We start from the raw sequence: 19,719 nt of genomic DNA on the forward strand, positions 1-19,719 counted from the left end.
CTGCCCGGCGCAGCACGCGCCCTTGCGGCCGACGGCGGCGCCGTGGTCGTAGAGCTGCAGCGTCACGCCGATCACCTCATGACCGGCGCGCGCCATCAGCCCGGCCACCACCGAGCTGTCGACGCCGCCGGACATGGCCACCACCACACGCATGAAAATCAGCCGGCGGCGTTGCGCGTGGCGGCGGGCAGCCGCACCACGAGCCCGTCCAGCGCCTCGGACATCACGATCTGGCAGCCCAGACGCGAGGTCTTTTCCAGCCCGAAGGCTAGGTCCAGCATGTCTTCCTCGTCCTCGGACGGCTGGGCGAGCTTGCCGAACCATTCCGGGTCGATGATCACATGGCAGGTCGAGCAGGCGAGCGAGCCCTCGCAGGCGCCTTCGATGTCGACGCCATGCTTATGCGCCACTTCGAGGACGGAAAGGCCGACCGGTGCGTCCACTTCACGCTTCTCACCGTTACGCTCAATGAAAGTCATTTTTGGCATCGTGTAACCCTTAAGGAATCCCTTGTGGTAAATCTCATCGCCGCCGGCGATGCAAGGGAGCCGCGCGGCGGCGCCTAAGCTTTTTCGACACAGCGCATGCGCATTTTCTCATAAGCGGCGCAAAAAGCCGGCACCGCGTCGGCCGCCACGTCCCAGGGCAGCGACACGCGAATCGCCTGGCCGGCCAGCGCGCCGGCCCCCATGGCTTCCAGCACATGGCTCGCCGCCACCTTGCCGGAGGAACAGGCGGAGCCGGCGGAAACGGCGATCCCCGCCATGTCGAGCGCGATCAGTTGCGTATCCGCCCGGACACCGGGCAAGGCCAGACAGGTCGTGTTCGGCAGGCGCGGCGCACCGGCGCCTGGCACCATTGCGCCCAGCCGCACGCAAAACGCCTCGATCTCGTCGCGGTACGCGACGATTTTGGCGCTATCATAGGGCGCGCCCAACGCCGCCGCGAGGCCGGCGATCGCCGGCAAGGAAGGGGTACCGCCGCGCCGCCCCTGTTCCTGGCCACCGCCGGGCAGCAGCGGCGCCACGGCCCGGCCGGCGCTCACGATCAGCGCCCCCGCCCCCATCGGCGCGCCGAATTTATGGCCGGACACGGCGATGCTGGCTGCTCCAAGACCGAACCAGTCACGATTGTCCCGGCCGACCGCCTGCACCGCATCCACGTGCAGTAACGCCCCGTGCGCGGCGCAAATCCGCCCGGCCGCTTCAATATCATGCAATATCCCGGTCTCGTTGTTCGCCGCCATCAGGCAGACCAACGCCGGAATCGCCTGCGCCGCCAGCAAAGCGTCCAGCGCCGCGAGATCCGCCTGGCCGCGGGCGTCCACCGGGACGATGATGGCGTCAGGCGTGGCGGCGCGGATCGCGTCATGCTCGGTGGCGCCGCACAGCTTGGGTCTGCCGGCGCCCAGCGCGTGCACCGCCAGCGCGTTCGCCTCGGTGGCGCCGGAGCAAAAAATTACGTCCTTGGCGGCGGCGCCGAAGAACCGCGCCACGGTTTCACGGGCATCCTCCAGCACACGCCGCGCCGCCCGGCCGGCTGCATGCGTCGACGAAGGGTTGCCGAGACCCAGCGCCGCCACGGAAGCCTGCCTTGCTTCGGGCCGCAGCGGCTCCGTCGCGTTGGCATCCAGATAGAGCATCGGGTCAGACGATGCGGTCGCGCGCCAGGCTGGAGATCCGGTTTTCCAGATCCGTCAACTCACTGCGCAGCAGATCGACCTCATGCAACAGCGGATCGAGGCAGGGATCGCAGGGCGTGCCATAGGCATCGAAGCGCGGCTTTTTCCCGGTACGATCCACCGGACGGGCAGGAATGCCGACCACCGTGGTGCCGGCGGGCACCGGGGCGATGACCACCGCATTGGCGCCGATTCGCGCCCCGTCACCGATATGGATCGCGCCCAGCACCTTCGCACCGGCGCCGATGATCACGTTGTTGCCAACGGTGGGATGGCGCTTGCCATGCTCGCTGCTGGTGCCGCCCAGGGTCACCTGATGGTACATATAGACGTCATCGCCGATCTCGGCGGTTTCCCCGATCACAACCCCGAGACCATGATCGATGATCAGCCGCCGGCCGAGTCTGGCCCCGGGATGAATCTCAATTCCCGTCAAAAACCGCCCGATATGCGAGACGAAACGCCCCAAAGTGTACCAGCCGTGCTTCCAGAGACGGCTGGAAAGCCCATGAATCACAACGGCGTGCAGGCCCGGATAGCACAGCACAATCTCCAAATAAGACCGTGCTGCCGGGTCGCGTTCCCGGTACGCCCGCACCGTCTCCGCGAAAAACATAAGGGCCATGCGACATTTCCGTGGATAATCAAACCATAGCGGTCTATATTAGCAGATCAGAGGGGAAACCCAAGGTTAACCCATCCGTAACATCTCCCAGGCCGCAAGGAGCAATTAGGTATCCGAACCCCTTTGGTCAACATTCGGATAAGGCGGTCAGATCCTAATTCTCTGTGTCTCATATAGCAGAGACGCCTCGCGGCAGCCATCTGAGAAACGGTTAGATGAAAGACGAGTTGTAAGAATGCCTGAAGTCATGTTCGCCGGGCCGGAAGGCCGGCTTGAAGGTCGTTATCACCATGCCAAGGAACGGGGCGCGCCGCTGGCGCTGGTCTTGCACCCGCACCCGCTCCATGGCGGCACCATGAATAATCGCATCACCTATACCATGTACCAGGTGTTCCAGCGCCTGGGCTTTTCCGTCATGCGCTTCAATTTCCGCGGCGTCGGCCGCAGCCAGAGCAAGTTCGACGGCGGCATGGGCGAGATCAACGATGCCGCGGCGGCGCTGGACTGGATGCAGGCGCTCAATCCCGGCCATGGCGGGCTGTGGATCTCCGGCTATTCCTTCGGCGCCTTTGTCGGCATGCAATTGCTGATGCGCCGCCCGGAAGTGTCCGGCTGGGTGTCCGTGGCGCCGCCCGCCGCGCATTACGATTTCGGCTTCCTGGCCCCCTGCCCCTGCGGCGGCCTGATGATCCATGGCGATGCCGACGATCTGGTGCCGGAAAACTCCGTGCGCAAACTGGTCGACAAGCTCAATTTGCAAAAAGGCGTGGCCATCGATTACCGGGTCTTCGAAGGCGCGGACCATGTGTTCGCCAACCATGCCGAGAAGGTCGCCGAGGCGGTGGAAAGCTATGTGAGCCAGTCTTTGGCCCGCAAACAGATGGCGCTTGCGGCGGACTGATCTAACAAGAAAGCAGGCGCTTTTTGAAAAAAGCGCCGCAAAAACTTTTTTTATGCTGGGTCATGGGCGTTGTCGGGGACAACACCCATGGCCCAGAGTCATAAAGTTTTTTTGCTTCTTTTTGTTCACAAAAAGAAGCGCTTCCTTTCTAATTAAAACTATACCCGATGCCGAAATTGGCCCCAAACTGCGTGGTCGTGCTGAACGGCTCGAACATATAATAATCGTTGCCGAGGCTCTGCGGCATCGTGCCCGCATAATTGAAATGCTGCCAGTAGGCCGAGACGAACAGATGGAAGCGCCCGAAAACGGCGTCATCGAGCCCGAGTTCGACCCGCTCCTCCGGCGTGACCCCAAAGCTGCCGCTCCAGTTCGCGCTATTGTCGGAAATGCCGCCGCCGGCGAGGCCCAGCAACTCTCCCGTGCCGGAAGCCACGAGCCCCCCGCCGACCGGCACGTCGAGCTTGTAGCCCAGGCCAAACAGGCCGGAATGGTAGAATTCATCCGTGCTGCCCCCGCCCGGGGCCGCGATATTGCGGTTCCAGGCCTGGTAGCCGCCGGCCAGGAAGGGGATGGATTCCATGCCGCCGATCATCGGGAACCCGAGGCCGAGCCGCGCCTCGACCCGGTTGAACACGGCATGGTCGGTGGCGCTGGCCGGAGCCCCGGAGACGAGATAATGCCCCGAATAGCCGATATTCCCGGCGTCGAAATTATAGATCAGGGCGCTGTAGATATCGACGCTGGACGTCACGCCCGGACGGGTGGGCACCAGGGCGCTGACACCGACGCCGAAACCGGGGATCACCCCGCTCTCATCGTCGCCGGGCACGGCATGCTCGTGATATTGCGTGGACATCAGGCCGACGCTGAGATTGACGCTGGTCTCCGCGGCGCTCACCGCCGGGCTCGCCCCTTGGGCGGGCTGTACCGCAAGGCATGCCCCCAACGACAATCCCACCGTTAACGCCTGAAAGCGCATCCCTGCCTCGACCGGGCCGGTTCCCAAATCAATGTGAAGCGGCTTTCATGTTATGCAAAACGCACTGCGACATTTGCAACAAAATGCTGTGAAATGAAAGCGGACTCGCCTTTAAGTTGCGGCCGTTTCTAAAAAGCGGCGTCGCATGTGCTATTTTCGTCACGTGTAATATTTTCGGTCATTGACCTGATTTTGGTTTAATTTCAGTGGGTTTTTGGCGCTCTTTTATCGCCGGAAGCGGGACTGGCGGCCGGCGCCTCCCGGCTTTTGATCCCGGCTTTTGCTTGGGGAAAAACCGCTTGAGCCATGACGCGCCGCGCTATCCCCGGTAATTCCATCGACATATAAATTAACTGGCGAGCAGTTCTTTCGTCGTGCTGCTGTTGAGCGCCGCCGCCAGGGAGGTGCCGTCCAGCTCATTGGCGATGGCGTCCCGCACCCGGCGCATCACCCGCCTGATCTCGCAGCTTTGCTCGTCCTTGCAATCGTCGCAGCGGCGGTAATAATTCACGCTCACGCAGGAAAGCGGCGCCAGCGGCCCGTCCATGATCCGGACCACCTGACCGAAAGTAATGAGATCCGCCGGCTTGGCGAGCGCGTAGCCGCCGCCACGCCCGCGCCGGCTGCGCACCAACCCGTTGCGGTTCAGCTCCAGGAGGATCGCTTCAAGAAATTTCTTCGGCAGATTTTCACGCTCGGCGATTTCGCTCACCAGCAGCAGATCATCGCCTTTCTCTCTGGCCAGAACCAGAAGCGCCTGCAGCGCGTATTTACATTTTTGCGACAGCACTCTCTCGTCTTTCCTGCCAAGATCGTGGCGTCCATATAGCACGGTTTGCCGATAGGACATATAACGTCCAAAACAACTTTCTCCGTATCGCACCATCGCCACGATGAAGGTTGCGCGAGCTTCATGTTTTCGCGAACAATTTCATACGAGGCGTCGGCGGGTTATGGCGTTTGCGCCCCCGTCAGGCTGAGCCCCACCGCTTCGGCCACTTTGATCCCGTCCACCCCGGCGGACAGAATGCCGCCGGCATAGCCGGCGCCCTCGCCGGCCGGATACAGGCCGCGCGTGTTCAGCGAACAGAAATCCTTGCCCCGTGTGATCCGCACCGGCGCGGAGGTCCGGGTTTCCACGCCGGTCAACACCGCATCGGCGCGGGAAAAGCCCTTGATCTCTTTGTCGAAAGCCGGCAGCGCCTCGCGGATCGCCGCGATCGCATAATCCGGCAGGCAGGTGGAGAGATCGGTCAAGGTCACGCCCGGCCGGTAGGAGGGCAGCACCTCGCCGAATTGCACCGAGGGCCGCCCGGCCAGAAAATCCCCCACCAGCTGGCCGGGCGCGGCATAGGTGCCGCCGCCCGCCTGGAACGCGGCACTCTCCCATCGCCGTTGGAATTCCACGCCGGCCAGAACGTCCCCCGGATAATCAGCCGGGGTAATGCCGACAACGATGCCGGCGTTGGCGTTACGCTCGTTGCGGGAATATTGGCTCATGCCGTTGGTGACGACTCGGCCCGGCTCGGAGGTTGCCGCCACCACCGTGCCGCCCGGACACATGCAGAAACTATACACCGAGCGGCCGTTGCTGGCGTGATGCACCAGCTTGTAATCCGCAGCCCCCAAAATCGGGTGGCCGGCGAACGTGCCGAAACGGTGGCGGTCGATCATCGATTGCGGATGCTCGATGCGGAAGCCCACGGAAAACGGCTTCGCCTCCATGAACACGCCGCGCCGGTGCAGGACCGTGAACGTATCGCGGGCGCTGTGGCCGATCGCCAGCACCACATGCCCGGTCTCGATCCGCTCGCCCGATTCCAGCACCACGGCGCGCACCTGGCCGGCCTCGATGTCGATATCCGTCACCTTGGACTCGAAGCGGTATTCGCCGCCCAGCGCCTCGATCTTCGCGCGCATCGACTCGACCATGGAAACCAGCCGGAACGTGCCGATATGCGGCTTGGCGACGTAAAGGATTTCTTCCGGCGCCCCGGCCTCGACGAATTCCGTGAGCACCTTGCGGCCGAGATGGCGCGGATCCTTGATCTGCGAATAGAGCTTGCCGTCCGAGAACGTCCCTGCCCCGCCCTCGCCGAACTGCACGTTCGACTCCGGGTTCAGCTCGCCGCGCCGCCACAGGCCCCAGGTATCCTTGGTGCGCTGGCGCACGACCTTGCCGCGCTCCAAAATCAGCGGCGCGAAGCCCATCTGCGCCAGGATCAAGGCGGCGAAAATCCCGCACGGCCCGGTGCCGATCACCACCGGGCGCCGCGCCGGCGGCCTGGGCGCTTTGGCGGCGAATCGATAGTTCAGGTCCGGCATGGGCTCGCCCGTCTGCACGGAAACCGCCAGTTCGGCGTCGATGGTGTAGACCAGTTTGACGTCGCTCTTGCGCCGCGCATCCCAGGCGCGGCGGAAAACCGTGTAGCCGCGCAGATCGGCCGGCGGCACGCCGAAGCCGGCGCAGATCGCCGCGCGCAGCATTGCCTCGTCATGGTCGATGGGCAGGCGCAGCTCGGTGAGCCGGCGTTTAAAGCTCATTGCCGCCCCCTCGCCGGGGCTTTGCAACCGGACAGGGCGATGTTAAGCGTGCCAATCATAACGATAAAGTAATTATTGCAGCGAAAATCTTTTCGCGAAAAACCGGACCACATTCGCCCCGTCTATAACGAGGGAACGTTGCCGCCAATGTCGCCAAAGCTGATTATCGATATGCGCTGCCTGCAAGACCGTCATCACGCCGACCGCGTCACCGGCCATCACGCCAGCGGCATCATCGGCCGCGCGCCCATGCCGTTCATCGGCCTGGTCGATCCTGACCTGCCGGACCTGCCGCCGCATATCGCCGATCTGGCGGACAGCCTCTCCCCCCACACCGATATTCCCGCCCTTGCGCCCGGCGCGGTGCTGCTCAACCCCGCGCCGTTGGGCACGGCAGAACAAAGCCATCTGGCCCCGCTCTTGTGCCGTCCCGGCCTGACCAAAGCCGCTCTGATCCGTGACTTCCTGCCCTTCGACCACCAGGAGGGCTATCTCACGGCACCACGCGCACGGCTGAAATATTTCTCCGACATGACCTGGCTGCGGCATTATGACCTGTTCTTCCCGATTTCCGACGATACGGACCAGCGCCTGAAAGCGCTGTACGGCGCGGTCGAATCCCGGGTGACCGGCCTTTCCATCCCGTATTGGATGCACCGCATCACACCACAGGAGCCGCGGCATATCCTCATGGTCGGCGACGAGGATCCGCGCCGCAATCCTGAAACGCTCCTGCGCGCCTGCGCCGGCAGCGCGGTCCTGCGCCAGATCAAGCTGGTCATCACCGGCACCTATTCCGTCGCCACGCTGGGGCGGCTGCGCGCGGTGTTTCCCGCTTCGTTTCCGGGCCGGGTCACCGAAATCGAGATGCGCGCCTTGTACGCCGCGGCGATCTGCGTGGTCACGCCGTCACGGGCCGCCGGTTTCTCCCTGCCCGTCATCGAGGCGGCGGCGGCGCAAAGCCCCGCCGTGGTGTCCGACATTGCCGCCCATCGCGCGCTGATCACCGACCCCGCCTTACGCTTCGCCCCGGACGATGCCGACCGGCTGGCGACCATTCTCGAGCGCCTGGTTCAGGACAGGCCCTATCGCGCCGCGGTCGTGGCGCAACAATGGCCCCTCTGGCGGCCTTTCTCCGCCGCCGCGGTGGCCGGCAAGGTGTGGTCCGTGCTGAGCCCCGCCCATCCGGCGCGGCCCGCGCTGCGCCGCAAAGCCAGGCCCCGGCTCGCCATGATCACCCCGCTGCCGCCGGCCAAATCGGGTGTGGCGGATTATTCCGCCGCCCTGGCCAAAGCCCTCGCCGCCCGTATGGAGCTGACCTTGTTCACCGAGGAGACCGTGCAAAACGCGGCGCCGCTGAGCCGGAACTTCGACCGCGTCGTCAGCGCGATCGGCAACTCCTCCCTGCATGCCAATATTTACGATCACGCGCTGAAATGGGGCCATGCGGCAATTTGCCACGATGCGCGGTTGCTCGGCCTGACCGCAGGACTCGGCCTGGACCATGCGGCCGACCTCGCGAGCGCCGAGATCGGCCGCCGCGTGACGCCCCAGGAAATCGACGATTGGGCGGCCGATGAGGGCACCCGCCAGGCGAGTTTTCTCGGCCCCCTGGCACAGGCGGCGCGGCCTTTGATTTTTCATGCGCCCCAGCCGGTCAAGCTGGTGCAACAACGCTTCAGCGCCACGGCACGATATCTTCCGCTCGCCATCTACCGGCCTTTCGACGCGCCGGCATCGCCGGCGGCCAGACAGGTGGCCCGCGCCACGTTGCAACTGGACCCCACGAAAAAACTCATCGCCAGTTTCGGCTTCGTCAGCGCCAGCAAGGGCATCGACAAAGCCCTGCGCGCCTTCGCCCTGCTGCGCGAAACCGCCGATTGCGAGCTGCTGTTCGTTGGTGAACTCAAGGACGGCGCAGAGCGGCTCCGGCTGCTGGCGCGTCAGCTCGGCATCGCCGATGCGGTGCGCTTCAGCGGCGCCTTCCTCTCGGAGGCCGAATACCGCCTGCATCTGCTCGCCATGGATGGCGCGTTGCAGCTCCGCCGGGCCGGGACCGGGCAGATTTCCGGCGCGCTACAGGATTGCATCGCCGCCGGGCTGCCCACCGTGGCCAGCCACGACTTGGCGGAGAATTTGCAGGCGCCGGGCTATGTTCACCGCGTGTCAGACCAGCTCGATCCACAGGAGATCGCCCAGGCGCTCGCGGCAATGCTCGATTCGGGCGGCCGGTACAGGCACGAGGCGGAGCGCGCGGATTATTGCGCAGACCACAGCATGACGCGCTATGCAAACACGCTGTTGGAAATTCTTGAAATTTAAAAAAGGAAGAAGCCGCTTTTTAAAAAAAGCGGCGCAAAAATTTTTGAAACCGGGCCTGTGGCGTTGAAATGGCACGGGCCCAAGCTAACAAAGTTTTTTTGCTACTTTTTGTTCACAAAAAGTAGCGCTTTCTCACTGGCGGCCGCCTCTGCTCAACGTGATGGCCAACAAAGCCGCTTCCATCTGCCGGATCATCGGCGTGAGATCATCGCGCAGCATGGCGTCGCGCCGTAGCGCCGCGACTTCGGCCTGCAGCACGGCCAGCTCTTTCATGATGTCCGCTTGGACAAACCGCCGCATCGGGCGAAGCAAAAACCTAACCATGCCGGCAGGAACCTAATGAGCGCCGACAACACCTCAAACCGTTTCGTTTGCAGTCGCTCCGTCGACCCATCGACATGTGGCGCCGCCCTCTCGGATTTTTTGTTTCTATACCAAAACATGGCATAGTTCGGGGAGGCGGCGCAAGCCGGCAGAAGGCTTCTTTTTGTGACCAAAAAGAAGCAAAAAAACTATATCCATGCTGGGCGGAGGGGCTGAAAGTTCCGGCGGTGCGTAGCACCGTTGGAATAGCCCCGGAGGGTATGGGCTGTGTCAGCGACAAAGCCCATAGCCCAGCACAACAAAAATTTTTGCGCCGCTTTTTTAAAAAGCGGCCACTTGCTTTAGCTTACTCCGAGACCCGCACCAGCACGTGCTGCTTCTTGCCGGCCGAGAGTTTCATCTCGGCCGCCGGGGGCAGGATCTGCCCTTCATCGGTGATCACCACGTCGTTCAGCCGGCCGCCGCCGCCGCGGATCAGGCGCCGCGCCTCGCCATTGCTGGCGGCCAGCCCGGCGCGCACGAACAGCGCGAAAGCCGGCAGCCCGGCGCCGAACTCCGCCGCGGGAATCGCCACGGTCGGCAGCCCTTCCGCCGTGCCGCCTTCCGCGAAAATCTTCCGCGCCGTGGCCTCCGCCTCTTCCGCCGCCGCCCGTCCATGGGCGAGGCCGGTCGCCTCCGTGGCGAGAATGATTTTCGCGGCGTTGATCTCCGCGCCGCCGAGGCGCTCCAGCCGCGCGATCTCGTCCAGCTTCAGATCGGTGAACAGCCGCATGAAGCGGCCGACATCCGCGTCCTCGGTATTCCGCCAGAACTGCCAGTAATGATAGGGGCTGAGCTTTTCAGCACTCAGCCACACTGCCCCGGCCGCGGATTTGCCCATTTTGGCGCCGGACGCGGTGGTGATCAGCGGCGTGGTCAGGCCGAACGTGGTTTTCTGGTCGGTGCGGCGGATCAGATCGATGCCGGAGACGATGTTGCCCCATTGGTCCGAGCCGCCCATCTGCAGCACGACGCCATGGCGGCGGTTGAGCTCGCGGAAATCGTAGCTCTGCAGGATCGAATAATTGAATTCCAGGAAGGTGAGCCCCTGCTCGCGGTCGAGGCGCGATTTCACGGAATCGAAGGAGAGCATCCGGTTGACGGAGAAATGCGGGCCGATCTCGCGGAGCATGTCGATATAGCTCAACCGGTCCAGCCAATCGGCATTATTGACCAGCAACGCCTCCTGCGGGCCGCCGCCGAAAGCGATGAACGCCTCGAGATTCTTGACGATGCCTTTGAGGTTGGCGGCGATCTGCGCGTCGGTCAGCAACTGGCGCGCCTCCTCGCGAAAGGAGGGATCGCCGATGCGCGTGGTGCCGCCGCCGACCACGGCAACCGGCTTGTGCCCATGCTTCTGGAACAGGCGCAGCAGCATGATCGGGATCATATGGCCGACATGCAGGCTGTCGGCGGTGAGGTCGAACCCGGCGTAACCGGCGATCCGCCCTTGCGCGCAGGCCTCGTCCAGCGCCGCCTCGTCGGTGCACTGAAACACAAATCCCCGGGCCTTGGCCTCGGCTAAAAACGCGCTTTTTGCCATTTGTCGCTCCTACAAGCGGGCGGGGTAGCACAGAGAGCGGCCGGGGCAAAAGGCACGCAGAGGACGGCTTTTATGAATTTGGGCCGTGCCGGCTTTAACGCCGCCGCGCCAACGCAACCAAAAGATTTTGCGCCGCTTTCGCTCGAAAAGCGGCCACTTTCTTTCTTAACGTGACATCTTGCGCTAGCACACCTCATGCCTACCTTACCGCTCCGCGCCATCGGCCTGATGTCCGGCACTTCGCTGGACGGGGTCGACGCCGCCTGGCTGGAGACTGACGGTGAGACCATCACCCGTTTCGGCCCCGCCGCCACGCTGCGCTACCAGGATGATTTCCGCGCCGAGCTGCGCCGGTTGCTGGACCTCGCCCCTGACCTCAGCACCGACGCGCCGCTGGTGCAAAACCTCGAACGGAAGCTGACCATCGACCATGCCATCGCCACCGCGCTGCTCGGTCTGACAGCGGATGTGATCGGCTTTCATGGCCAGACCATTCTGCACGCCCCGGAACAGCACCGCACCTGGCAGATCGGCAACGGCAAATTGTTGGCGAAAATCTGCCGCACGCCAGTGGTGTATGATTTCCGCTCCGCCGATGTCGCGGCTGGCGGCCAAGGCGCGCCTTTGGCCCCGCTCTTCCACGCCGCCTTGGCCGAAAAAATGGAGAAGCCGCTGCTGGTGGTGAATATCGGCGGGGTCGCCAACGTCACCTATCTGGGTGAAGGCGGGCGCATATTCGCCTGCGATAGCGGGCCGGGTAACGGGCCGCTCGATGACCTCGCGCAAAGATTTCTCGGCCAGCCTTATGACAAAGGGGGCGCTTTCGCCGCCTCCGGCCGGGTCGATGCGGCGCGGCTGGGCCGGCTGCTCGCCCATCCCTATTTCGAGCTGCCGCCCCCCAAATCGCTGGACCGGCTGACCTTCTCACAACTGATCGCCGCCGCGACCGAGGGGTTACGGCCGGAAGATGCGGCAGCCACCCTCGCCGCCTTTTGCACCGCCGCCATCGCCCGCGTGCGCCTGCCGGAGCCGCCGCGCCGCGTGCTGGTCTGCGGTGGCGGGCGCAAGAACAAGGTACTCATGGCCGGGCTCGCCGCCCGGTTTGCAGCACCGGTCGAGCCGGTGGAAGCGGTCGGCTGGGACGGCGATGCACTGGAGGCGCAATGTTTCGCTTATCTGGCGGTGCGCTCGCTGCGTGGCTTGCCACTGTCACTGCCCACCACCACCGGCATTGCCGCGCCCACACGCGGCGGCGTGCTGGCGCCGATTTCGTAAAGCCGCCAGCCGGCTTGGTTTTGCGCCCTTAAGCGGAGCCAGGGCGGCGGCGCGGAAGCCTCCAGCCGGTCCCACAAGGTGGTCGGGGCCAGGTCCGCGACCGGCGCGTAACGGCCTTGCTGCGGGCAGAACAGGATATCGGCGGCACCGGTCGCCCGCACTTCTTGCGGCACCGACATGCCCGGCACGACCCGCCAGGCGGCGCGCGCCCGCAGAAAGGCCGGAACCCCGTGCTGATAGAGCGACCCCACCGTCTCCACCTTGGAGCGATAGAGAAGCTCAGGACTATCTTCCATCGGCGCCAGCACCACCCGGCCAGCCAAAGGCGCGAGTAGCGGGCCGATCGTGCGCAAGTTGCAGCTCGGGAATTTTGCGCCGTTCGCGGCCAGGCGCGGGTGGGGCGACGCGGATGCGGCAACGGCAATTTCCGGCAGGCCGAACATGCCGGCCAGCAGCGCCAGCCGGACGCCAGCCGCGAGGCCGGGCCGCGCGGCAAGCGACTCCGACAGGGACGTGACCATGATCGGCAGGCTGACCGCGGCGGCGGCCGCCGAGAAGCCGGTGAACAGGATGAATTCGACACCGAGCCACAGCGCGAACGCCTCGCACAGCGCGACATACGCCCACACCCAGTCGCGCCCTCGCACGGCCCGCCAGGCGGCATAAAGGAACGCCAGGAGGCCGGGCAACAGATAGGCGACCAGCCTTATGCCCCGGACCGGCTGCGCCTCCTGGATCACGCCGAAGAACAGTTTCATCTCCGCCTTGGGGATGATGCCATACGGACCCAGCGCGACCTTCGGGAACAGGCCGAGCCACAGCAGGAACAAGGCCGCCATCAGCGCCACGCCGCCGGCAACCCGTCGGGGCGATTGTTGCAGCACGGCCAGCCCCAGGGCGCCCAACAGCAGAAGGAGCCCGAGCACGACATAGACGCAGGAAAGCCGGTCGATTTCCGGCGCGCCGTACCCGCCTTGGGGCGGATCCACGGCAAGCGCCAAGGCCAGCGTCGCGGCGAAGCACGCCGCGCAGCCGCCGATGACACGCCAGGAAGGATTTTCGATCCAACGGAAGAACAAGGCGGCGAAGGCCATCAGCACGAACGGCATGGTCTCCACCGTCAGCCAGATCGCGACGCCGCCGCTGAATCCGGCGCCGCAGGCCATGCGCCAATCGCCAGCCCAGGCGCGCGCCGCGAACCCGATGGTCAGGGCGATCAGCGCCAGCAGCAAACTATGATAATGCACGACACCGGGCACCGCGAAACTCGCCATCCCCGGCATGAGCGCCGCCGCCGCGGCGGCCAGCCAGAGATGCTCACGCCGCGCGAAAGGCGCCGCAACCCAGGCAAGCGCGGCCCCCAGCGCCCCGGCGCCAAGCGGCCCCAAAGCCACGCCGGCCGCGAACAGCGCCTGGTGCCAGCCGAGCCAAGGCGCGAACGGCGCCGCCATCAGCCATAGCAGCATGTCGAGCAGCCGCGACCATTCCACCATCACGCCGGCGCCGGAATCGTCCCGTGCCACCACCAGCAGCAGATGCCCGGCGCGGATCGCCTGTTCGATCCGCAGCAGCCGCATATAACTGTCGGGATCGTTCAGGCTGCCGGCCAGCACCGCGGGCCAGTCGCGGGCGCCGATCAGGATGTTCAACACCGCCGAAAGCAGGAACAGAACGGCATAGATCACGCCGGATGCGCCCCGAACCCGCCCGCGCTACGCTTGGTTTCCGTCATACTCTGGCCCCCATCCCGCCGTCCTGGCAGAGTTGTTCCCCGCGCCCATCTGCCGGACATCCGTTTTCACGGCGGTATGAAGGCCTATATATCGGCCATGAGCAAAAACAACTCGTACAGCAAATCTCTCCGTAACGTGCAGATCGAGCTGGTGAAGCTGCAACGCCACGTGATCGCCCGGGGGCGCAAAATCCTTGTCATCCTCGAAGGGCGCGACGCTGCCGGCAAGGACGGCACGATCAAGCGCATCACGGAACATCTGTCGCCGCGCGACATCCGCGTCGTCGCTCTGCCGAAACCATCCGACACCGAGACCAGCCAATGGTATTTTCAACGCTACGCGCAGCATTTGCCGGCGGCGGGGGAAATCGTGCTGTTCAACCGCTCATGGTACAATCGCGCCGGCGTCGAGCAGGTCATGGGGTTTTGCACCGCCCAGCAATATCATGAGTTTCTGCGCACCGCCCCGGTGTTCGAATCCATGCTGGCCGAGGCCGGGATCACCGTGATCAAATATTATCTCGACATCACGCGCGCCGAACAGAAAGAGCGCCTGCAAGATCGGCGCAAGGACCCTCTGAAACAATGGAAAATCAGCCCGATCGATGACCAGGCGCTCAAACATTTCGACGATTACACCAAGGCGCGCAACGCCATGCTGCTGGCCACCGACAGCGCCGCCGCCCCCTGGATCGTGGTGCACGCCGACGACAAAAAGGCCGCGCGGTTGGCGATCATCGCCGACCTGATCACGCGGGTGGACTATGAGAACGCCGTACCGCATGAGACATTCAGCGACATTCTGTGCCGCTTCGATGAAACTTGCCTGACCAACGGGATGCTCGCCTCATGAACGAATTGCTCGAAAAGATCGATTTCAACGCCGACGGGCTGGTGACCGCCGTCGCCCAGCAGCACGATACCGGCGAGATTCTGATGCTGGCGTGGATGAGCCGGGAGTCCATCCTGGAAACCCTGCGTACTGGCCAGGTCTGTTATTTCTCCCGGTCGCGGCAAAAACTCTGGCGCAAGGGAGAATCCTCCGGCCAGGTGCAAAAGCTGGTGGAAATGCGGCTAGATTGCGACGGCGACGCGCTGCTGCTGCTGGTCGACCAGACCGGCGTCGCTTGCCACACCGGACGGCGTAGTTGCTTTTACCGCGCCTGGCGCGACGGCGCGCTGGTGGAAATTGCGGCACCGCTGGTCGCGCCGGAGATGTTGTATAAGGGCAGCTAGAAAGCAGGCGCTTTTTGAAAAAAGCGCCGCAAAAACTTTTACTATGCTGGGCCGGAGGCTGTGTCGGCGCCAACGCCCATGGCCCAGAGTAACAAAAGTTTTTTGCTTCTTTTTTTCAAAAAAGAAGCCCTTTCTTTCACTTACCTCCACTATTGCCCCATCGGCAAAACTTCGCGACAAAGAATTCAACAAAATAGGGGGAGTCCGGCCATGTCTTCAGCTTGCTCGGGTTTTCGGCCGTTGCGCGCGTGGCTTGCCACGGCCGCCTTGGCTCTGCTGCTTGGCGGCGGCGCCCTGGTTGCCATGTCGACCCACGCCGCCCAGGCCGATGGCAACGCGAATTACCCGCAGGCCAGCCTGACCGCCCCGACCGATCCCGCTGCCATGATTGCGCGCGGCAAATATCTCTCCCTCGCGGCGGATTGCATGCCTTGCCATACCGGTCCGAACCGCGCGCCCTTCACCGGCGGGCTGGTGATCAATACGCCGTTCGGCGGCCTGACCACCCCAAACATCACGCCGGACAAGGCCACCGGCATCGGCAACTGGACCGACAGGCAGTTCTGGAATGCGGTGCATGACGGCATCGCGCCCGGCCACAGCTATCTCGTGTTTCCAAAATTTCTGTACCCGGCCATGCCGTTCACATCCTACACCAAGCTCTCTTACGCCGACGTGATGGCGATCAAGGCCTATCTGTTCTCGCTGCCGCCGGTGGCGGCGCCCGTTTCGGTCAACGCCCTGCGTTTCCCCTTCAACCAGCGCCCCTCACTGCTCGGCTGGCGGCTGCTGTTCTTCCGGTCCGGCCCGATGCAGATGAAGCCCGGCTGGGACGAGGCGATGAAAAACGGCGCCTATCTGACCGAGGCGCTCGGCCATTGCCAGGAATGCCACACACCGCGCAACGCCATGGGCGCGATGATCGCCGACCGCGCCTTTTCGGGTTCGCCGATCGACGCCTTCTACGCGCCGAACATCTCCTCCGACAAAGCCGACGGGGTCGGCGGCTGGCGACAAGCCGATCTCGTCGCCTACCTGCATGCTGACGGCAACATGAGCAAAGGGTCCGCCTATGGGCCGATGCAGGAGGTTGTGCAGCGGTCGCTGAGCCAGCTTCCCGCATCGGATGCGACGGATATCGCGGATTACCTGCAAACCCAGACCGTGCCGCAAAAATCGCCAGCCCCCCCGGCGGTGCGCGATGCCGCGAATTCGCAGGCCCTGGGCGCAAAGGTGTATGCGGCCAACTGCGCCGCCTGCCATGGCCAGACCGGCGGCGGCATCAATCAGATCTTCCCCAATCTTGCGGGCAATGATTCGGTGACCGCTGCCTATCCTTATAACGTGATCGGCGCGGTGCTGAGCGGCATCAGCCCGTGGCGAACCAACGGCCCGCCCATGCCATCCTTCGCCAGCAGTCTGTCCGATGCCGAGATCGCCGGTGTCGCGAATTATGTGCGCACATCCTGGGGCAACAAAGGCGTGCCCAACGCCACCCCGCGGGATGTCATGAGGCTGCGCGGCATCGCCGCGGTGCCGTTGAATGCCGATTTGTTGTCCGATGAAATGGGCTGCCCGCGTGTCAGCAGCTCCGGCGCCGCCGGCACCGTCGCCGACCCCGGCAACGGGCTGCTCAACATTTTTGAGGGCGCGACTCCGGCCACGATGCCGAATAAGGTTCGCGAACTGATCGCGGCCCTGCGCAGCGCCAATCCAAAGATCAGCCGCGCCGACATCAGCAACACGCTGCTCGCGGCCTACTGCCCGGTCATCGCCCACGAGACGGGGATGAGCCTGTCTGCTCGGCGTGAAGCGCTGGAAAATTTCGTCGCCAATGCCCAACCATTGATTGATACGCCTGTTGCCCCATCCCACTGAAAGCGACCGGCCGGTGACCGTACGGACCGTCACCGGCCAGGATATCCTCCCCCTCCTGCCCGACATCGCGCGGCTGCGCATCGAGGTGTTCCGCGAATGGCCGTATATTTACGACGGCGACCTGGCGCACGAGGAGCGGTACCTCCAGACCTACGTGCAGGCTGAAGGTGCGGCGATGATCGTCGCCGAGGCCGGACAGGATATCGTCGGTGCGGCGACCTGCCTGCCGATGGCGGCCGAGACGCCGAACGTGCAAAAGCCCTTCGTCGCGCATGGCTGGGATGTGTCGAAAATCTTTTACTTCGGCGAGAGCGTGCTGCTGAAGGAATATCGCGGCCGCGGCATCGGCGTGAAATTTTTTGCCGCCCGCGAAGCCCAAGCCGCCGGGTTCGAGACGACGACGTTTTGCGCGGTGCAGCGCCCCGCGACGCATCCCTTGCGTGACCCTGACTACACGCCGTTGGACAATTTCTGGACTCATCGCGGCTACGCCAAACGCCCGGAACTTTCCTGCCAGATGACATGGCGCGACCGCGGCGCCACCGAAGACACCGAAAAAACATTGGTTTTCTGGACCAGATCGCTTACGCGATAGGCCCATGAAACTGGTGAAACTGGCTCTTGCTCCTTTCAGCGTCTCTCCGCCGCCGCATTTCGACGCCTTTGTAACCCGCATCGACCGCCTGGCCGCGCAGGCCGCGCTCGCCGGCGCTGAGCTTCTGGCCCTGCCGGAATATTTTTCGATGGCTCTGGCCGGCGCCCATATCAAAGCGCCCGACATCGAGGCCGAACTCGCCGACGTGGTGGACCAGGCCGAAGCCTTGGTGCAGGCCATGGTGGCCATCGCCAGCCGGCACAAGATTTTCCTGCTCGGCGGCACGGTGCCGATGCGCGTGGGGGCGGAAATCCACAACCGCGCCCCCTTCATCGGCCCGAGCGGCCAACTCGAATTCCAGGACAAGCAGGCGATGACACGCTTCGAGGCGGAGCGCTGGGGCGTGCGCGGCGGCACCGGGCCGAAAATCTTCGACACGAAGTTCGGGCGCATCGGCGTGTCGATCTGCTACGATGCGGAATTTCCGCTGCATGTGCGCGCGCAGGTGAAGGCCGGCGCGAAACTGATCCTGGTGCCGAGCTGCACCGATAGCCTCGCGGGGTTCAACCGTGTGCGCTTCTGCGCCCGCGCCCGCGCCATCGAAAATCAGTGCTACGTCGCGGTGATTCCCTTGGTCGGCAAGGCCGCATGGTCCGGTGCGATCGACGAAAATCGCGGTCATGCGGCCTTGTTTACGCCTTGCGACCATTTTTTCCCGCCCGACGGCGTGCAGGCGGCCGGCGAGATGGACGAATCGGAACTGCTCTTCACCAGCCTGGATTTCACCGCCATCGACAATGTGCGGCGCGAAGGCGGCGTGCTGAACCATCGCGACTGGCACGCCGATGTCGCTGCCGCACCCGTCATCCAGCTCGCCTGAGATGGCCCGCATTTTCCTGATCGCAGGCGAAGCAAGTGGCGACGTGCTGGGCGCACGGCTGATGACGGCGTTGCGCGCCCGGCAGCCTGACCTGGTGTTTTCCGGCATCGGCGGCCCACGCATGGAAGAGGCCGGGATGGTTTCGCAATTCCCGATGCAGGAGCTGGCGGTGATGGGCCTCGCCGAAATCCTGCCGCGGATTCTGCTCCTGCGCCGCCGCCTCAACGAAACCGTGGCGGCGATCAAGGAGAGCCGGCCCGATATCGTGGTCACCATCGACAGCCCCGGCTTCTGCCTGCGCGTGCTCAAGGCGCTGAGCGGCACCGGCATCAAGCGCGTGCATTACGTAGCACCCCAGGTTTGGGCCTGGCGGCAGGAACGCGTGAAGAAATTCCCGGGCCTGTGGGACGAACTGCTCTGCCTGCTTCCCTTTGAGCCGGAGTTTTTCGCGCCGCATGGGCTGCATCCGTTGTTCACGGGGCATCCGGTGCTGGAATCGGGCGCCGGCAGCGGCGATGCCGCGCGGTTTTGCGCCGCCCACGGCCTCACGCCAGCGGACGTTCCCGTGGTGCTGATGCCAGGCTCGCGCGTGACCGAAACCACCCGGCTGCTGCCGGTGTTTCGTGACACCATGGCGCGCCTAAGGGAAAAAATCCCCGGTCTGCGGCCGGTGCTGGCGGCCGCCCCGGTGATCGCCGATGTGGTGGAGGCGCACACGCAGGACTGGAAGACGCGGCCGATCATCGTGCGCGATGTCGCCACGCGCTACGACGCTTTTGCCGCCGCCCGCGCGGCGCTGACAAAGTCCGGCACCTCGACCCTGGAACTCGCCATGGCCGGCGTGCCGATGGCCGTGACCTACCGCGTCAACCCGCTCAGCGCCGCGATCGGAAGGCGGCTGATCAAGGTGAAGCACGTGGCGATAATCAACCTGCTCGCCGGCCACGCTCTGGTGCCGGAATTGCTGCAGGAAAACTGCACGCCGGAAAAGCTCAGTGCAACGCTGCAAACTTTGCTCACAGACGCGAACGCCGCGGCAATGCAGCGGCAGGGTTTCTCCACCGCTTTGGCGAGCCTGCAAGCGCCGGACGGCAAGCCTTCCGCAGCGGCGGCGAAAGCGATTTTGAAGTTGTTGGATTAAGGAAAAAAGTAGCCGCTTTTT

Annotated in this window: 19 protein-coding genes; 9 read left to right on the forward strand and 10 right to left on the reverse strand. The window is 64.2% G+C overall.

What is annotated here, in order from left to right; translation table 11 throughout:
* The 4 genes from VNC39_RS17035 to cysE all read right to left on the reverse strand — a co-directional run.
* A partial coding sequence (locus VNC39_RS17035) for an asparagine synthase-related protein (RefSeq protein WP_325400886.1) occupies nt 1-153 on the reverse strand: 153 nt, incomplete at its 3' end.
* 5 nt (nt 154-158) lie between these two features.
* The gene (locus VNC39_RS17040; RefSeq protein ID WP_325400852.1) at nt 159-488 is read right to left on the reverse strand and encodes a ferredoxin family 2Fe-2S iron-sulfur cluster binding protein; all 330 of its coding nucleotides are present in this window, start codon (nt 486-488) and stop codon (nt 159-161) included.
* 74 nt (nt 489-562) lie between these two features.
* A complete protein-coding gene (locus VNC39_RS17045; RefSeq protein WP_325400853.1) occupies nt 563-1,642 on the reverse strand; it encodes a cysteine desulfurase family protein in 1,080 nt (359 codons plus the stop codon).
* Nucleotides 1,643-1,646: 4 nt separating this feature from the next.
* Nucleotides 1,647-2,306, reverse strand: coding sequence for a serine O-acetyltransferase (gene cysE / locus VNC39_RS17050; RefSeq protein WP_325400854.1), 660 nt, complete (start codon nt 2,304-2,306; stop codon nt 1,647-1,649).
* A gap of 235 nt (nt 2,307-2,541) precedes the next feature.
* On the opposite strand from cysE, the gene VNC39_RS17055 reads away from it, so the two are divergent.
* Nucleotides 2,542-3,207: an alpha/beta hydrolase gene (locus tag VNC39_RS17055; protein ID WP_325400855.1), complete on the forward strand. Its 666-nt coding sequence runs from the start codon at nt 2,542-2,544 to the stop codon at nt 3,205-3,207.
* Nucleotides 3,208-3,355: 148 nt separating this feature from the next.
* On the opposite strand, the gene VNC39_RS17060 is transcribed toward VNC39_RS17055, so the two are convergent.
* The 3 genes from VNC39_RS17060 to VNC39_RS17070 form a co-directional block, all read right to left on the reverse strand.
* Nucleotides 3,356-4,168 carry a hypothetical protein gene (locus tag VNC39_RS17060; RefSeq protein WP_325400856.1) on the reverse strand — a complete coding sequence of 271 codons (813 nt, stop codon included), beginning with the start codon at nt 4,166-4,168 and terminating at the stop codon, nt 3,356-3,358.
* Nucleotides 4,169-4,538: 370 nt separating this feature from the next.
* On the reverse strand, nt 4,539-4,979 hold the full coding sequence (locus tag VNC39_RS17065) for an RrF2 family transcriptional regulator (RefSeq protein WP_325400857.1): 441 nt from the start codon (nt 4,977-4,979) through the stop codon (nt 4,539-4,541).
* Nucleotides 4,980-5,140: 161 nt separating this feature from the next.
* A complete protein-coding gene (locus VNC39_RS17070; RefSeq protein WP_325400858.1) occupies nt 5,141-6,733 on the reverse strand; it encodes an NAD(P)/FAD-dependent oxidoreductase in 1,593 nt (530 codons plus the stop codon).
* A gap of 147 nt (nt 6,734-6,880) precedes the next feature.
* Between VNC39_RS17070 and VNC39_RS17075 the strand changes: the two genes are divergently transcribed.
* On the forward strand, nt 6,881-9,055 hold the full coding sequence (locus VNC39_RS17075; protein WP_325400859.1) for a glycosyltransferase: 2,175 nt from the start codon (nt 6,881-6,883) through the stop codon (nt 9,053-9,055).
* Nucleotides 9,056-9,187: 132 nt separating this feature from the next.
* On the opposite strand, the gene VNC39_RS17080 is transcribed toward VNC39_RS17075, so the two are convergent.
* Both VNC39_RS17080 and tyrS read right to left on the reverse strand, forming a co-directional pair.
* A complete protein-coding gene (locus VNC39_RS17080; RefSeq protein WP_325400860.1) occupies nt 9,188-9,328 on the reverse strand; it encodes a hypothetical protein in 141 nt (46 codons plus the stop codon).
* 397 nt (nt 9,329-9,725) lie between these two features.
* On the reverse strand, nt 9,726-10,961 hold the full coding sequence (tyrS, locus tag VNC39_RS17085) for a tyrosine--tRNA ligase (RefSeq protein ID WP_325400861.1): 1,236 nt from the start codon (nt 10,959-10,961) through the stop codon (nt 9,726-9,728).
* Nucleotides 10,962-11,156: 195 nt separating this feature from the next.
* On the opposite strand from tyrS, the gene VNC39_RS17090 reads away from it, so the two are divergent.
* Entirely contained in the window at nt 11,157-12,236 is a 1,080-nt protein-coding gene (locus VNC39_RS17090; RefSeq protein WP_325400862.1) for an anhydro-N-acetylmuramic acid kinase, read from the forward strand.
* Here VNC39_RS17090 and VNC39_RS17095 read toward each other — a convergent pair.
* Complete coding sequence (locus tag VNC39_RS17095; RefSeq protein ID WP_325400863.1) at nt 12,134-13,921, reverse strand: hypothetical protein; 1,788 nt, start codon at nt 13,919-13,921, stop codon at nt 12,134-12,136. The two genes, VNC39_RS17090 and VNC39_RS17095, sit on opposite strands and share 103 nt — an antisense overlap.
* Before the next feature lie 144 nt (nt 13,922-14,065).
* Between VNC39_RS17095 and ppk2 the strand changes: the two genes are divergently transcribed.
* From ppk2 to lpxB, 6 genes are all read left to right on the forward strand, one after another.
* Nucleotides 14,066-14,821: a polyphosphate kinase 2 gene (gene ppk2, locus VNC39_RS17100; protein WP_325400864.1), complete on the forward strand. Its 756-nt coding sequence runs from the start codon at nt 14,066-14,068 to the stop codon at nt 14,819-14,821.
* Entirely contained in the window at nt 14,818-15,204 is a 387-nt protein-coding gene (hisI, locus tag VNC39_RS17105; protein ID WP_325400865.1) for a phosphoribosyl-AMP cyclohydrolase, read from the forward strand. Before ppk2 ends, hisI begins: the two co-directional genes overlap by 4 nt.
* A gap of 210 nt (nt 15,205-15,414) precedes the next feature.
* Nucleotides 15,415-17,082, forward strand: coding sequence for a c-type cytochrome (locus VNC39_RS17110; protein ID WP_325400866.1), 1,668 nt, complete (start codon nt 15,415-15,417; stop codon nt 17,080-17,082).
* On the forward strand, nt 17,066-17,677 hold the full coding sequence (locus tag VNC39_RS17115; protein ID WP_325400867.1) for a GNAT family N-acetyltransferase: 612 nt from the start codon (nt 17,066-17,068) through the stop codon (nt 17,675-17,677). Before VNC39_RS17110 ends, VNC39_RS17115 begins: the two co-directional genes overlap by 17 nt.
* Nucleotides 17,678-17,681: 4 nt before the next feature.
* Nucleotides 17,682-18,557, forward strand: a complete 876-nt coding sequence (locus VNC39_RS17120; protein ID WP_325400868.1) for a carbon-nitrogen hydrolase family protein — start codon at nt 17,682-17,684, stop codon at nt 18,555-18,557.
* Nucleotide 18,558: 1 nt separating this feature from the next.
* Nucleotides 18,559-19,698, forward strand: coding sequence for a lipid-A-disaccharide synthase (lpxB, locus tag VNC39_RS17125; RefSeq protein WP_325400887.1), 1,140 nt, complete (start codon nt 18,559-18,561; stop codon nt 19,696-19,698).
* The last annotated feature ends 21 nt before the right edge of the window (nt 19,699-19,719 follow it).

Source organism: Acidocella sp., assembly GCF_035535915.1.
Lineage (GTDB): Bacteria > Pseudomonadota > Alphaproteobacteria > Acetobacterales > Acetobacteraceae > Acidocella.